Annotated in this window: 14 protein-coding genes; 4 read left to right on the top strand and 10 right to left on the bottom strand. The window is 48.9% G+C overall.

The features are described 5' to 3' along the window. Nucleotides 1–136 precede the first annotated feature (136 nt). Together GEV47_RS11510 and GEV47_RS11505 are read right to left on the bottom strand one after the other, a co-directional pair. The gene (locus tag GEV47_RS11510) at nt 137–301 is read right to left on the bottom strand and encodes a rubredoxin (RefSeq protein WP_153234921.1); all 165 of its coding nucleotides are present in this window, start codon (nt 299–301) and stop codon (nt 137–139) included. 74 nt (nt 302–375) lie between these two features. Beyond that, entirely contained in the window at nt 376–858 is a 483-nt protein-coding gene (locus GEV47_RS11505) for a rubrerythrin family protein (protein ID WP_153234920.1), read from the bottom strand. Nucleotides 859–1,220: 362 nt separating this feature from the next. Between GEV47_RS11505 and GEV47_RS11500 the strand changes: the two genes are divergently transcribed. Further along, a complete protein-coding gene (locus GEV47_RS11500; protein WP_153234919.1) occupies nt 1,221–3,533 on the top strand; it encodes an NADP-dependent malic enzyme in 2,313 nt (770 codons plus the stop codon). 80 nt (nt 3,534–3,613) lie between these two features. Here GEV47_RS11500 and GEV47_RS11495 read toward each other — a convergent pair whose 3' ends face one another. Beyond that, a complete protein-coding gene (locus GEV47_RS11495) occupies nt 3,614–4,525 on the bottom strand; it encodes a 5'-nucleotidase (protein ID WP_153234918.1) in 912 nt (303 codons plus the stop codon). 70 nt (nt 4,526–4,595) lie between these two features. Beyond that, nucleotides 4,596–4,775 carry a hypothetical protein gene (locus GEV47_RS11490; RefSeq protein ID WP_153234917.1) on the bottom strand — a complete coding sequence of 60 codons (180 nt, stop codon included), beginning with the start codon at nt 4,773–4,775 and terminating at the stop codon, nt 4,596–4,598. 400 nt (nt 4,776–5,175) lie between these two features. Here GEV47_RS11490 and GEV47_RS11485 point away from each other — a divergent pair, with 400 nt between their 5' ends. Further along, nucleotides 5,176–5,472, top strand: a complete 297-nt coding sequence (locus GEV47_RS11485) for a hypothetical protein (RefSeq protein ID WP_153234916.1) — start codon at nt 5,176–5,178, stop codon at nt 5,470–5,472. Nucleotides 5,473–5,523: 51 nt separating this feature from the next. Next, a complete protein-coding gene (gene dapA, locus GEV47_RS11480) occupies nt 5,524–6,486 on the top strand; it encodes a 4-hydroxy-tetrahydrodipicolinate synthase (RefSeq protein WP_153234915.1) in 963 nt (320 codons plus the stop codon). Between the two features lie 145 nt (nt 6,487–6,631). On the opposite strand, the gene GEV47_RS11475 is transcribed toward dapA, so the two are convergent. The 3 genes from GEV47_RS11475 to GEV47_RS11465 form a co-directional block, all read right to left on the bottom strand. Next, nucleotides 6,632–8,920: a patatin-like phospholipase family protein gene (locus GEV47_RS11475; protein ID WP_153234914.1), complete on the bottom strand. Its 2,289-nt coding sequence runs from the start codon at nt 8,918–8,920 to the stop codon at nt 6,632–6,634. A gap of 77 nt (nt 8,921–8,997) precedes the next feature. Further along, complete coding sequence (locus tag GEV47_RS11470; RefSeq protein ID WP_153235058.1) at nt 8,998–9,507, bottom strand: cupin domain-containing protein; 510 nt, start codon at nt 9,505–9,507, stop codon at nt 8,998–9,000. Nucleotides 9,508–9,847: 340 nt separating this feature from the next. After that, nucleotides 9,848–10,273: a DUF6130 family protein gene (locus GEV47_RS11465; protein ID WP_153234913.1), complete on the bottom strand. Its 426-nt coding sequence runs from the start codon at nt 10,271–10,273 to the stop codon at nt 9,848–9,850. A gap of 116 nt (nt 10,274–10,389) precedes the next feature. On the opposite strand from GEV47_RS11465, the gene GEV47_RS11460 reads away from it, so the two are divergent. Then, complete coding sequence (locus GEV47_RS11460) at nt 10,390–11,022, top strand: TetR/AcrR family transcriptional regulator (RefSeq protein WP_153234912.1); 633 nt, start codon at nt 10,390–10,392, stop codon at nt 11,020–11,022. Between the two features lie 110 nt (nt 11,023–11,132). Here the strand turns inward: GEV47_RS11460 and GEV47_RS11455 are convergent, their stop codons facing one another. Genes GEV47_RS11455 through GEV47_RS11445 form a run of 3 tightly spaced genes read right to left on the bottom strand, consistent with a single transcriptional unit; the run spans nt 11,133 to nt 13,522 of the window. Then, on the bottom strand, nt 11,133–11,711 hold the full coding sequence (locus GEV47_RS11455) for a transglutaminase-like domain-containing protein (protein ID WP_153234911.1): 579 nt from the start codon (nt 11,709–11,711) through the stop codon (nt 11,133–11,135). Nucleotides 11,712–11,713: 2 nt separating this feature from the next. Continuing rightward, entirely contained in the window at nt 11,714–12,544 is an 831-nt protein-coding gene (locus GEV47_RS11450; RefSeq protein WP_153234910.1) for an isocitrate lyase/PEP mutase family protein, read from the bottom strand. A 39-nt stretch (nt 12,545–12,583) separates the two neighbouring features. After that, a complete protein-coding gene (locus tag GEV47_RS11445) occupies nt 12,584–13,522 on the bottom strand; it encodes a hypothetical protein (protein ID WP_153234909.1) in 939 nt (312 codons plus the stop codon). Between the last annotated feature and the right edge of the window lie 270 nt (nt 13,523–13,792).

Raw genomic sequence — 13,792 nt, 5'->3', positions numbered from 1 at the left:
TTAAAAATAATGCGCAATGTTACATTCAAACTGGCTCAAGTAAGGTCAACTTGTCATTTTGAAATGACATCGTCATCCCCACGTTCGCAAGGATGACAGTGATATTTTTCAAATCAATTACGTGCTATTGCTTACCTTAAATTTCAACCATTTCAAAGTCTGCTTTGGCAACGCCGCAATCTGGACATTCCCAATCTTCTGGGATATCAGTCCATTTTGTGCCAGCCGCGATACCTTCATCTGGCATCCCGATTGCTTCGTCGTAAATAAAACCGCATACGATACATTGATATTGTTTCATGCTTATTCCTTCAGAAATTTTGTGTAATTCAGTGTGTTAAGTTTCAGTCGCCAGGATGCATAAATCCTTACAGATTAGCCTGCGTTCAGTGCTTCCAAAGCGTCACGATAGTGATTCGCATGGCGCTCTTCAACTTTGGCCAATGCGGCAAAACGCTTCGCTGCTTTTTCCAATGTGCGCTTGAAGTTCTCTGCATGTTCTTTTGATTCGGCGATTTGCTCGTCGAACTCTGCTACTGCAGCCTGGTTGCCTTCTTCCACTGCCAGATGACGGAATTTCGGATACATCTCTGTGTACTCGTAAGTTTCGCCTTCGATAGCAATTTCCAGCGACTTGGCTGGCGTCAGTTGTGCTTTTGGATAGAGCAGGTCAAGGTGGCCAAAAGCGTGCATGACTTCTTGATCAGCGGTGTCTTCAAAGATTTTTGCCACATCATCGGCACCTGCTTCACGGGCCAATTTGGCGAAATAGCGATATTTGATATGCGCCATGGATTCGCCAGCGAAAGCGGATTCGAGGTTGGTAATGGTGACGGATGGGGTGTTTTGGCTAGCCATGGAAATTCTCCTAAAAAATTTAATCGCGGGAAGAGTGATTTTGTTTGGCGATCACTAAGGCTAGAATGATAGATATTATTTATCGATAAAACAAATTGATTGATTTTATTAATTCAATAGTTATTTCCTTCATCATATGTGAAGAGTAATTCTTGCGAAGTTGCTTTAATCGAAACTGTGGAGGTTGTGGAGGCGATAATTCATTGCTACTCGGCATTTATTCGAGGTGCATCAGGATGAGGCGGATCTCAGCTCTATTGCCCATCGTATAGTTCTCATACTGAATATGCATAAATGCTATTGCGCTGTCTGCTAAAATTGTCCTTTCACACATAGATATAGCAGGATTGGAGACAGCAGCAATGGATAACATGATCGACAAAAAAGAAGAGCTACGCCAACAATTGCGGCAGGCCGCGCTTGAGTATCATGAGTTCCCGGTTCCCGGCAAAATCAGCGTAACTGCCACCAAGACCCTGACTACTCAGCGTGATCTGGCACTGGCCTATTCGCCGGGTGTAGCGGCAGCTTGTGAAGAAATCGTTGCCGATCCGCTCAACGCTTTTCGTTATACCGCCCGCGGCAATCTGGTCGCAGTGATTACCAACGGTACGGCGGTGCTCGGTCTGGGCAATATAGGTCCGCTGGCATCGAAGCCGGTGATGGAAGGTAAGGGCGTTCTCTTCAAAAAATTCGCCGGTATCGACGTCTTCGATATCGAAATCAACGAAACCGACCCAGAAAAACTGTGCGATATCATCGCCTCGCTGGAACCGACGTTTGGCGGTATTAATCTGGAAGATATCAAAGCACCGGAGTGTTTTGAAATCGAACGAAAATTGCGTGACCGGATGAAAATTCCTGTATTCCACGATGATCAGCACGGTACCGCGATCATTGTTGGCGCCGCGATTTTGAATGGTTTGAAAATCGTTGGTAAAGACATTAAAAATTGCAAGATGGTGGTGTCAGGCGCTGGCGCTGCGGCGTTGGCTTGTCTCGATTTGATCGTCGATCTTGGCTTCCCGATTGAAAATATTTTCGTTACCGACTTGGCTGGTGTGGTGTACGAAGGTCGTACCGAATTGATGGATCCGGACAAGCTACGCTTTGCCCGCAAAACCGATGCCCGCAAATTGACAGAGCTGATGCCGGGTGCGGACATTTTCCTCGGCTTGTCCGCTGGCGGTGTCTTGAAACAAGATATGGTCAAAGTGATGGCGGCGAAGCCTTTGATTTTGGCCTTGGCGAATCCGAATCCGGAAATTTTGCCGGAGGACGTCAAAGAAGTACGAGACGACGCCATCATGGCCACTGGCCGTTCGGATTATCCTAACCAGGTTAACAACGTATTGTGTTTCCCTTACATTTTCCGTGGCGCTCTGGATTGTGGCGCGACCACTATCACGCGTGAGATGGAAATTGCGGTGGTGCATGCGATTGCAGAATTGGCGCAAGCCGAGCAATCCGATGTGGTGGCCGCGACTTATGGCGTAGCAAATATGTCGTTCGGCCCGGAATACATTATTCCGAAGCCGTTCGATCCACGTTTGATGATCAAGATCGCACCGGCAGTGGCCAAAGCGGCTGAAGCATCGGGTGTCGCATCGCGTCCGATTCAGGACATGCAAGCCTATATCGATAAGTTGCAACAATTCGTTTATCACAGCGGTACGTTCATGCGTCCGATGTTCCAGATCGCCAAGAAAACTCCTGCAGATAAAAAACGCATCGTCTTTGCCGAAGGCGAAGAAGAGCGCGTATTGCGAGCAGTGCAGATTGTAGTGGATGAAGATTTAGCCAAACCTATTTTGGTTGGTCGTCCAGCAGTGCTACAGCAACGCATCGAGCGTTTTGGTTTGCGTTTAAAAATGGGCGTTGATTTTGAAGTCATCAACCCAGAGCACGATGATCGCTATCGCGATTACTGGCAAACCTTCCTGCAAATGACTAAGCGTCTTGGCGTGACTGAGCAATACGCCAAACTGGAAATGCGTCGCCGTCATACCTTGATCGGTTCAATGGCGATTCATAAAGGCCATGCTGACGGCATGATCTGCGGAACGTATGGCACCACCGATTTGCATTTGAATTACATTGATAAAGTACTGGGACGTCGTGACGGCGTTGGTGTGTATGCAGCGATGAATGCGTTGATCATGTCGAACCGCCAATTGGTGATTGTCGATACTCACGTCAACGAAAATCCAACAGCGGAAGAACTGGCCGAAATCACGGTGTTGGCAGCGGAAGAAATGCAGCGTTTTGGTTTGAAACCACGCGCAGCCTTGCTGTCGCATTCAAATTTCGGCACCAGCAACAGCGCTTCAGCGCAAAAAATGCGTAAAGCATTGGCGTTGGTACAAAAGTTGGCTCCCGATCTCGAAGTTGACGGTGAAATGCACGGTGATGCGGCATTGGATTACAGCTTGCTGAAAAAAGTGATGCCGGATTCAGCGCTGAAAGCCGATGCCAACCTGGTTGTCATGCCTAATATTGACGCGGCCAATATTGCTTACAACTTGCTTAAGACGACTTCCGGCAACGGTATTGCCGTCGGCCCTATTTTGCTAGGCTGCGCCAAACCTGTCCACATTTTGACGCCATCGGCAACGGTACGTCGGATTGTGAACATGACTGCTTTGTGCGTGGTAGATGCAATTTCGGAGAGATAACTCTTCATCAGACGTAACCGAGAGAAATAAAAAAAGCCCGAAAGTATTTTCGGGCTTTTTTTTTGCCAGCGGAAATTGAATCAATTCGTACGCCAAGGCACGCGTCCCGTTTGCACGCGATCCGACGCCCGTTCGCAATGGTCGGGATGATCGTCAAAAAACATGTGAGGTTTAAAGGCCGCCAATACATCTGATTTCGCAACGCCACCCATAAAAAACGTTTCATCTATCGTCACATCCCATGCACGCAAGGTGCGAATAACGCGTTCGTGTGCTGGCGACGCGCGCGCGGTAACCAGCGCAGTGCGAATAGGTGCCATCCGACCATCGGCGTTTTTGCATTGATTCTGGATATAGGATAGCGCCATCAACAAGCGTGCGAACGGGCCTTCTGGTAATGCCTTAGTCGCATTTTCACGTTCATGTCTATCGAATGCTTCAATTCCATCAGTTTGATAAATTTGTTCGGAAGCGTCGGAAAAAATCACTGCATCGCCGTCAAAAGCGATGCGGATTTGATCGACGTTTTCTACTTCATGTGACTGCGTTGGTTTTTGATACAGCAGCGCTGCTGCAGTACCTGCATTAATCGCAGCCTGGACATCGTCTTCATGAAGCGACAAAAATAAACTTACATTGAACGCTTGTAAATACGGTGCCAATGGCGCGCCGCCTGACAACACCGCACGCGTAATATCCAGGCCGTAGTGCTCGATGGAATTGAAGATACGCAGCGAGGTTTCCGTCGAATTGCGCGACATGATGACGACTTCAACCAGGCGTCTGTCAGCTTGCAACTGATTTAATTTCAACAACGCTTTCACCAATGCAAACGCCGCCCCCGTTTTTAGTATCTGACTTTCGTTGTCAAGTTGATGCTGCCTAAATGCCGCTAATCCCTGAGTTTCGAAAATGACTTGCTCGGCCTCCAAATCAAATAGGGCACGAGATGAGATACCGATGACGAGCAGATTATCGAGGGAAACTGGCATGGTATTGGAGGGTAGGTGATGAAAGTTGTTTCCGCATTATAGGTTCATCTTATGCTGACTTGAAATGACATTACGCATCATCTTCGATCTTGCGACCAGTTAGTTGCATGTACAAACGATGTTTGGCATCGCGTCTGGCGTGACGCGTCGGGTTGCTGGGCGCATGTGTTCCGGCTTTGCGAAACTTGCTGGGCGCAACCAGCGGGTTGCGCGGCTTGGCTGATTTTGGCAGTTTTATTTTTATCTTCATCGTAAATCCTCATGGGTATATATCACTAAGGCCGAGAGTGCATAAAGCAAAACCCCGGCGAGTTTCCTCACCGGGGTTCAAGAAGCAGAACGACCAGCTCGGGGCAATGATAAATCGTCATCGCCCGAGCACATGCAGGGGCTATGACTTTCTGGAGTTGATAGCCGTACGTGGCATGCCGTTCCTTTCCTATAAAAATGGGTTAGTCAAAATCGACGATGGCGAATTTTCTAACAGGGGCGTGATTGTGTCAATTTAATCGCCTTTTATGAATACATCCTGTGCTGTAAAAATGGACTTTGTTTTTTTACGACATGTTTACATTGCAACGCAATATTTTTAGACCATCTTTACGAGCGATCCATTAATCTTGATTCCATCGTAACGACGAAAGTTATAGATGAGAGCGAATCAGTTTCAGGCATCGAATTTTTCATTCTTGCCATCTGTGCAAGCACAGCAACACGTTGCAAAAGCATGCATTATGGATTTGACGATTAGCACCGAGTGCGTCACGCAATTGCGACGTTTAGTCATGGCCGGTGGTGTGGTGACATTCATCCGCATTCAACCGATGGCACATGCTACTCGTATGCGGGTTTGGTTAGGGCTCAGCACCTCTGCCGTTAATCAGTTGATGATTTCGGTAATGCAAAATTTACCGAGTGCAGAATTTGGCAAGATTAAGCCATGTTAAGTGAGTCTAATTTTCAACGCATTTCCAGCTATTAAACTAAGCGAGAAAATCATGTCTATCTTTGAAGGTATTTGGGTTCCTTTAGTCACACCGTTTGCACAGTCGCAGGATCAACATATTGACGTGGATGCCGCGCAAAAATTGGCCGATCACATGGTAGAAAACGGTGTGCACGGTTTAGTGGTGGGCGGTACCACTGGTGAAGCGGCTACGTTGTCGGAGGAAGAGCAAACCACATTGCTAGAAGCAGTGATTGAAGCGGTGGATGGTCGTTGTCCTGTTGTGATGGGAATTGCCGGTAATGACACGCGAGCGGTGGCCGCCAAGGCGGCGCGATTTAATTGTTATGATCTTGCTGGTTTGTTGATATCCGCACCAGCTTATGTGAAACCTGCGCAGGTCGGCATTGTGCGCCATTTTCAGGCTATCGCTGCTGAGACGGATCATCCGATTATTATTTATAACATTCCCGGTCGAACCGGCGTCAACATCACGTTGGGAACGGTGGAATTACTGGCGAAAAACCCACAGTTCGTCGCGATTAAAGAAAGCGGTGGCGACGTATTGCAACTGACGGAGTTGGTGCACAACACGGAGTTGCAGGTTTTATGCGGCGACGACACTTTAATTTTGCCAACACTGTTATTGGGTGGTCACGGTGCGATCTCGGCTGCGGCCCATATTCGGCCTGATCTTTATGTGCGTTTATATGCCTTGATGCGAGCCGGCGAAGTGGCGCAGGCACGGGCGATTTTCGACAATCTTTTACCGTTGATTCGTATTCTGTTTTCAGAACCAAATCCAGCGCCAGTCAAAGCGGCGTTAGCCTTGCAAAACCGTTTATGCAATACGTTGCGTTTGCCGATGACACCGATGTCCGAAGGTGGACAACGTCGTTTGGCAATTGCACTGGAACAGACTATGCATTTGTCGAGATATCCACAATTAGTACCTGAGATTCCAGGGTTGGCGGATACACTGAAGCTACCGTCGAAAAAATTGATGTCTGCGTAAAGATCAGTCCCCCTCTCTCTCCAACTTGCGGGAGAGAGCTTGAAATAAGAGGAGCACATCCGCGAAATACGTCGAGTGTTCCTTTTCTTCCAGTCTCTTTCCCGCGAGCGAGGGGAGCTGAATGCATGAATTTGCGCGAGTCCTGTTAAAACACTCGACCCAATTGCAGATATGCATTCCATACGCCTTGTGGTGCCATGGCGAAGCCGAAATAGAGTGGCCCAATCAAGCTATTTCCGCCCAAAAACAGGCTGACACTTTTCTTGTACGGCCCGTGACCAAAATCGTTGCGTTCTATCCAGGTATCACCAATTTCCAGACTGCTGCCTAACACCGTACTGGTAAAGCCGGGCAGGGTAAATTTCCGTAAGTTATTCAGATAGGTCATCCGCGCATATAGTAGGTAATCACCAGTGAATTGATTGGTGGCATACGCCGACAAATGCTGGAAACCGCCTAACGTAAATCCTAAACCGTCGGTGCCGAAACTGTTCGGATTGCTGCCGCTTTCTCCATAAACGCCGGAACCTTCCAGCGCAATGTTGAACGTGTGTGATCCATAACTGGTTGCCCACAATCCCTTTACGCTGACTTGGTTATATGGATTGTCTGTCTTGGATAATGCCAGATCGGTGTTCGCATACAAGTAATAACCTTTGCGAGGAAATAACGGGTCGTCCAACTGATCTATGGTTATTGCGGCATGAGCCGTTGCCTGATTAATGCGAACGTTACCTGAGTCTTCGAGTTGCAGGTAAGACACATTATAAGCAGGTGAGCCATGGAACCAACGATAATTGATCCCTGCACGGAATTCGCCCAATCGTCCTATCGGAACACCGATATCTGCGCCGACGATGGAGGTGTCCAATTGATATGCGGTAATAGGCAAAGTGTCGGCACCGGGGCTGCTATCGTCAAGGTAGATATCAGAACGGCGGCGCCCATACTCAACATAGGGAGCAAGATATACACCGACGGTGTCCCATATTGGTTGTCGTAATTCGCTATGCAACTTTATCTGGGAGGTACCGAGTATCACATCGTTACGCCACTCCAACCCGCTGGCGGTGATCCACGGGAAGCGGTGGCCAACCTGCAAATTGAAGTCGCCGTGTGCATCAAAGCCGCTGGACATGCCAAATCCGAATAAGAGAAATTGTGGGCCCCACGATTTTTCTTCGGCATTGACTTTCAGGATGTTGTTGCCATTCTCACTGACCAATTCTTGTGTCACACTTTTAAAATCACCATTGGTCGATAGTCGCGCCAAATCCTGATTGAGAGTATCCACATCATAACGATCGCCAACATGCACATCCAGTTGCTGTTGCACGACGCGCGCCGGGACTCTGCCTTTGGCGGTGATGTCGATGGTATCAATGCGCGTTTCTGCTGTTAATAATTTTCCAGCAAGTCTGGTAGGTTGCTTAGCCTTCAAATAAGCTTGCCACTGGTCAGGTGATAAAGAGAATGCGCGCAATTTCTCGGTCATTTGTTGCGCCGCTTTTTCACCCGCTGCGACGCCATCTTTACCGCGCGCAAAATCGGTAACGGAAATATCCCCTAAATCGGGCTCAATCAGCACATCATCAGGTTTCAACAAGGCTAGTTGTGCTTTGACATTTTGACGCAGCAAAATGGTAATCATTTGTTGTGCTACCGAGGTTGCTGATTCCAGGTTCGCCGCGTCTTCCAATGGTGTCGAAATATTCACGGCAATGATGATGTCCGCACCCATGTCGCGCGCTTGCTGAACCGGTAAATTACTGACCAGTCCACCATCGACCAGAGTTCGGCCATCCAGTTCATATGGTGCAAATAAGCCCGGTACGGCCATGCTGGAACGAATCGCGCGCGGTAAAGAACCGTGTGTTAATACCACTTCTTCACCAGTACCAAGATCGGTTGCGACCGCACGAAAGGGGATCGGTAAATCGTCAAAATTGATATTGCCTGGCAATTGCGGAGTCCAATTTTGCATCAATGCCAACAAGCGATTGCCTTGCACCAGACCCGCTGGTATTTTAAGTTTTCCGTCACCATATCCGGCATTCAAACCAATCGGATATTGATAGTTGTCCTCGCGTTGTGACTCAGTTAATTGCTGACGTTCATTGCGATCAAAAGCAATATCACTAAGGTTGGTTTTATTTAATTTGGTTTCCAGATTATTGGCGGATAAGCCACTGGCATAAAGCCCGCCTACTACCGCACCCATGCTGGTGCCAGCAATGTAGTCGACTGGAACATGCAGTTCTTCCAATACTTTCAATACGCCCAAATGCGCGTAGCCGCGCGCACCGCCGCCAGAAAGCACCAAGCCGATGCGTGGGCGAGGTTTTCCAGTTGCCGGAAAAGGTGCGATGCTCTGCGTTGCTTCTTGCGCGGATGCCGAGTGACTGAACAATGCAGCCAATATAACGAACGTCAAACTCGCAGAAAATGATTTAACACGCTTGTTGCGGAATTTATTGCGTGATGGAGCAAATTGCAGATGACGGCGCACGTTTAGAATGGCCCATTCGATTTGCGCAGCGCATCGGGCAAGCCATCATGTCCAGCAAGCGAAGCAGCGGGGGCGTCGTTCCAATATGATTCACCGACTTCTGCATTCCTTTTGGGATGCAGTGGGTAGCAGAACTGATTGTCCGAACGATGTTCGCCCACTACCAACAAACGCACGTCCGAGTCGGTATTATTGATGAAGGTATGTGTGATGCCGGTACCAGGCGGGAAGCCAACGCCGTCGCCGGGAGCCAGTCTGTGCAAAGCGCCATCAATCCAGGCGTCTGGCGTCCCGTCAATTACGTAGACAAATTCCTCTTCCGTTTTCTCAGCATGCGGCCACGACGTACGCCGACCTGGTGGCAATACCTGATGATGGATACCTAAGCGCGTCAGGCCAAAGACTTTGCCGAACCGCGAGCTGATCGCCAACAGTTCTGAACTGTTGGGGTAGCTAGCGTTGTCCTCACTTTGAATTTCTTGCCAATGTTTGATGCACTCTGGTCGTGTCATAGTCATTCGTCTCCGTATGCAGGCATAGCTCGATGCCAGGAAATATCTTGTAAGTCTTGCTTTTGGTATGTGTGAGAGATTCTACTTTTATGTTTCTATGCTGAGGGGAATTTATAGAGTGAAGGGCATAAAAAAAGCACATTTTCAGATGATTTTAAATTTTTATTCATCATATTTGGTGATGCGTTGTCCGGTATTGAGATTTTTTCAGTGTCTAAAAAGCAATGAAAACAGCGCCGTTTTATTTTCCTCGTCAATAAAAATGGGCACCTATTTGAGATGCCCATTTTTTATCTGCAACATGCCTTCGAATTCAAAATGAGCGACCACTCAACTGGAGTCAGGGGATAGCAAAGCCCACGGTTTGCATCGCAAGCTGATGATGATTTGCGTCTGCCAACTCCACCATCAGTTGATGCGGTCCGTGTGACAATCCCTGAATGACGATGGGTTCGTCATTCGTCTGTAGCCAATGCCAGGATGCGTGATCCAGTGTGATATGCAGATGGCTGATGCGTGGGACTACATGCGTAGCGGCTTCGCCGTATACGGGAACGATCTTCGCATGCTCGGTGCGAAACGGTACGACCACCAAGCCTTTTGCCAATGGGCCGGGCAATGGTGCATCAACAAACAATTGTGCCGCAGGTTCTGCTGATATCGCAGGCAGGGAGTGAGCATCGTGATCATCGGCGCGGGCGATGCTCAGCGTTTGAACGAAAAATGGAATGATAAGGTAACGCAAGACCGGTAATGGGAGTTTCATGAAGTCCTCAAAAGTGAATTGCACAAATGTAATCGATGATTACATTTGCGATTATAGCGAGACTTCCATAGAATGTGTGCAATGATTACATTTACCTGCCGCGAAAATTTCCTACTATGACAAATAAACGTTCTCTCTCAGAGGAGCCTCGCAGCTACCATCATGGCGATCTTCGCAAAGCGTTGTTGGAAGCCGCAGTGCAGCTAATCGAAGCACGCGGTCTGGATGCCGTGAGTGTGAGGGAAGTCGCCAAAATGACAGGCGTTTCCCCTGGCGCTCCGTTTCGCCATTTTGCAACACGCACTGCATTGCTGACGGCGGTAGCCGAGGAAGCGATTGACCGGTTGACTGGGGAGATTAATTTGTCCTTACAAGCCGCCGCTGATGAAAATCCGTTGTTACAGTTTCGTGCAATAGGTGTTGGTTTTTTACGCTGGGTATTTGCCAATCCCACGCATTTTCAGGTGATCTCAACCCGTGCTGTCATTAATTTTGAGGGCTCAACTCTTCGGCAGCGCAATGATGTGATTCGCACCAAAATGACGGTGTTGATGCAGCAGGCTGCTGCGGCAGGTTTGTTAAGAACCGGAGATGTAGGCCGACATCAAATCGCCGCACGTGCACTGGTCTACGGTTTGGGGCGCATGTACATCGATGGCCAGTTTCCAAGTTGGGAGCTCAATGAGCGTGAGGCGCTTGGGGAAAGCATCGTGATTTTGGATCAGTTTATTTCGTCTATTCGGGCATGACATTGCATAACCAACACGTCGAGTCTTAGCGCTCGCAAATGGACGTGCTAATCGAAATGAAAATATGTAAGAGATTTTTGAAGTGAAAAGTTGAGGGCACTCAGAATTTTTTATTGTGGTGGAGGCAAATCGATCGGCGCGACAAGATACGCAGAAGTATTCTCTAGCTCATCCATTGCCTGTATCAGTTCTGGCCATGGTTCCGCTAAAACGACAGGGTAGATGCATTCGCCTGGATATTGCACTGGAAAGGCAAGGTTCTCAATTCCCGGGGTAAATTCACAATGTATTCCTGCTTTATTACCGCGTGCATCGCAGCGGTACCAACCAAAACCGTCCAGCCACACAGCAACAAATCCGTGCAAACAATAAGGCGGGTTAGCTCCATTCAGTGTTAATCGCTGATAGCAGAAACCAGCAGGTATTTTATTGACGCGCAACAAAGCGACTAACAAATGGCTTTTGGCAGTGCAAAACCCGGTTCCTATGGTTAGCACATCGGAAGCTACATAAGGAACTTCTTCCCGCTTAAAGTCGACGCAATGCTGAATATTGTCTCGCACCCAATCAAAGCAGCGCTTGGCTGTCGCTTCCGGCGTTTCGGCTTTTAATGCTAATGCTAATTTCGCGACAGACGGGTGGTCATAGTTGATAACATCACTAGCAAGAATGAATGGTTCCAGGTTCAAGGCTACCTCGTGTTTTGTGAAAACAGCGCATTAATTTGTGGCGAGGGAATCACAAGGTCAGCATAATTGAAGGTACCCTGATCTTGCAATTCTTTTGCAGCTTTGATGAAAGCAGCGAGAGCAACGCGGGCCAATGAGCTGCCAGTGCTTACACGTTTCACGCCGATATCGGCCAGGTCGCCAAGAGTCAGTTTCACGCCCGCCATGCCCATGATCACGTTAACTGGTCTGTCGACGGAGCTGACCACGGCCGCAATATCATCACGGGTTTTCAGGCCAGGTGCAAACAACACATCTGCACCGGCATCTTGGTAGGCTTGCAATCTCTTGATGGTGTCCTTGAGATCTGCTCTGCCGACAAGGAAGTTCTCTGCTCTTGCCGTTAGCGTGAACTTAAATGGCAAAGAACGGGCTGCCTCAGCCGCTGCGCGTATGCGCTCCGCCGCCACATCGATTGTATATATAGGATCGTCTGCTCGTCCGGTTGAGTCCTCAATCGATCCCCCAACGACACCAGACTGCCCGGCAAGCAAGATCGTTTCTGCGACATATTCCGGGGCGTCACCGAAACCATTCTCCAGGTCAGCACTGACCGGCAGCGTTGTCGCTGAAGTGAGCTCGATAAGATGACGCATCATTTGTTCGCGTCCCACCTGGCCGTCCGCTTTTCCCAGAGTAAAGGCGTAACCGGCACTGGTCGTTGCTAATGCTTTGAAGCCGAGAATTTCCAGAAGGTGAGCGCTACCTTGATCCCATGGATTGGGAATGATGAAAGCGCCTTGTTGTTGGTGTAATGCTTGAAAGATCGACGCTTTTTCTGCTTGGGTTACCATGGCATTCCTCAGTAGGTGTTGGTAAGGATTTGTTGTGTTTTAAGTAGTTTCGAGAACCTCTTCGACGAGGCGCTTTTGTTCACTTATGCCCGCATCCGCCGAGAGATGCAATCGGACACGCACCGGAACAAACCCTGCCCGCTTTTTCCAGGTGATGAGACCGGGTACGCCATGTTCCAATGCACCGTACCAGATGGCCTTTACGCCGACGGCCGAAGGTTCCGCGGCCTGTTGCAACCATGCCACGATGTGTGCATGAACCAGCATCATTACGCCATTTTCCAGGTGATCTTTGTGCCCCATGATATCGAGGTAATGCACTACATCACCACACCGCGTCAACTTAATATAGGCCACCAGCCGTTCATTCGTTTGCAGAGCCCCATTCATGTGCCCCGGCTCCGGCAGAAATACGCCCCACCAGACTGTCCAGTGAGTCGGACACTCAGGAACATCTGCCGCAACAGACGTTTGTGCCGGTGTCGCGAGATCGTCCGGTTTGAGCAACCAGCGTGCCGCGACGGGGCCGCCACTGCGAATCGGCATCGAAATTTTAACCTCGTGCAGGTCATAGACATGCATGGGCAGCGCAAACTGCCTGACCGAATAGTTCAGGCGCAGTGCTTTACGAATTTTGGGCAGAGTCCGGTTGGAATGTCGCCGTAATATTCGCTCGAACGCCTCGTTGTCGATGCATGTACTGAGATCGAGCATCATCGGTGTTGCACGTCGCTTGGCTCGTTGCGCGTTTTCTGCACCAAACCGCATGTCATAGCGGAGCGCGACGCGCCGAAAGCGTTGTAACGCCATCGCGGCACCGGCGCCTTTTGCCAAGTTTTCGCTCAGATTAAGATCTAACGTCTGAGGATGTCCGTCAGAAGCCCAGTCATTCAGGCGTTCTTGCTTGCGCAAACGGACAAAAATCGGGTCTATGACGTTGTAATAGACGCGCATCAACAGATCAAACCCAAGTGTCATTTGGAACTCGACTTGCGTTTAACTTTCAATTTTTCGGGATTTACCATTTTTACGAAATTGTCTTATTAAATTTCTCTGGCGGAGAAGTGAAACCGGAGGTCCGGTTGAATTGTAATTCTGAACGGCCAGATAAGAAGTACCTTAAACAGTACGCAAAACGACGCCTGCGCAACATGGGTATATTATGCGGGAAGAGAGCGGGCCTCAGTAGATAACTTACGGTGAATTAAAGACAATTTTTCGATTATGGACTTGTCCAGTCTCCGCAGA

The sequence above is a fragment of the Glaciimonas soli genome, from assembly GCF_009497155.1.
GTDB lineage: Bacteria > Pseudomonadota > Gammaproteobacteria > Burkholderiales > Burkholderiaceae_D > Glaciimonas > Glaciimonas soli.
The sequence above is the reverse complement of the archived record's forward strand: the minus strand, read 5'-3'. Positions and strand labels throughout refer to the sequence as shown.

Coding starts and splice junctions, on each gene's coding strand:
- GEV47_RS11450 (WP_153234910.1), bottom strand. CDS start 12,544: ATGGTAACCCAAGCAGAAAAAGCGTCGATCTTTCAAGCATTACACCAA.
- GEV47_RS11490 (WP_153234917.1), bottom strand. CDS start 4,775: ATGAAGATAAAAATAAAACTGCCAAAATCAGCCAAGCCGCGCAACCCG.
- GEV47_RS11465 (WP_153234913.1), bottom strand. CDS start 10,273: ATGAAACTCCCATTACCGGTCTTGCGTTACCTTATCATTCCATTTTTC.
- GEV47_RS11500 (WP_153234919.1), top strand. CDS start 1,221: ATGGATAACATGATCGACAAAAAAGAAGAGCTACGCCAACAATTGCGG.
- GEV47_RS11445 (WP_153234909.1), bottom strand. CDS start 13,522: ATGACACTTGGGTTTGATCTGTTGATGCGCGTCTATTACAACGTCATA.
- GEV47_RS11470 (WP_153235058.1), bottom strand. CDS start 9,507: ATGACACGACCAGAGTGCATCAAACATTGGCAAGAAATTCAAAGTGAG.
- GEV47_RS11505 (WP_153234920.1), bottom strand. CDS start 858: ATGGCTAGCCAAAACACCCCATCCGTCACCATTACCAACCTCGAATCC.
- GEV47_RS11510 (WP_153234921.1), bottom strand. CDS start 301: ATGAAACAATATCAATGTATCGTATGCGGTTTTATTTACGACGAAGCA.
- GEV47_RS11495 (WP_153234918.1), bottom strand. CDS start 4,525: ATGCCAGTTTCCCTCGATAATCTGCTCGTCATCGGTATCTCATCTCGT.
- dapA (WP_153234915.1), top strand. CDS start 5,524: ATGTCTATCTTTGAAGGTATTTGGGTTCCTTTAGTCACACCGTTTGCA.
- GEV47_RS11460 (WP_153234912.1), top strand. CDS start 10,390: ATGACAAATAAACGTTCTCTCTCAGAGGAGCCTCGCAGCTACCATCAT.
- GEV47_RS11485 (WP_153234916.1), top strand. CDS start 5,176: ATGAGAGCGAATCAGTTTCAGGCATCGAATTTTTCATTCTTGCCATCT.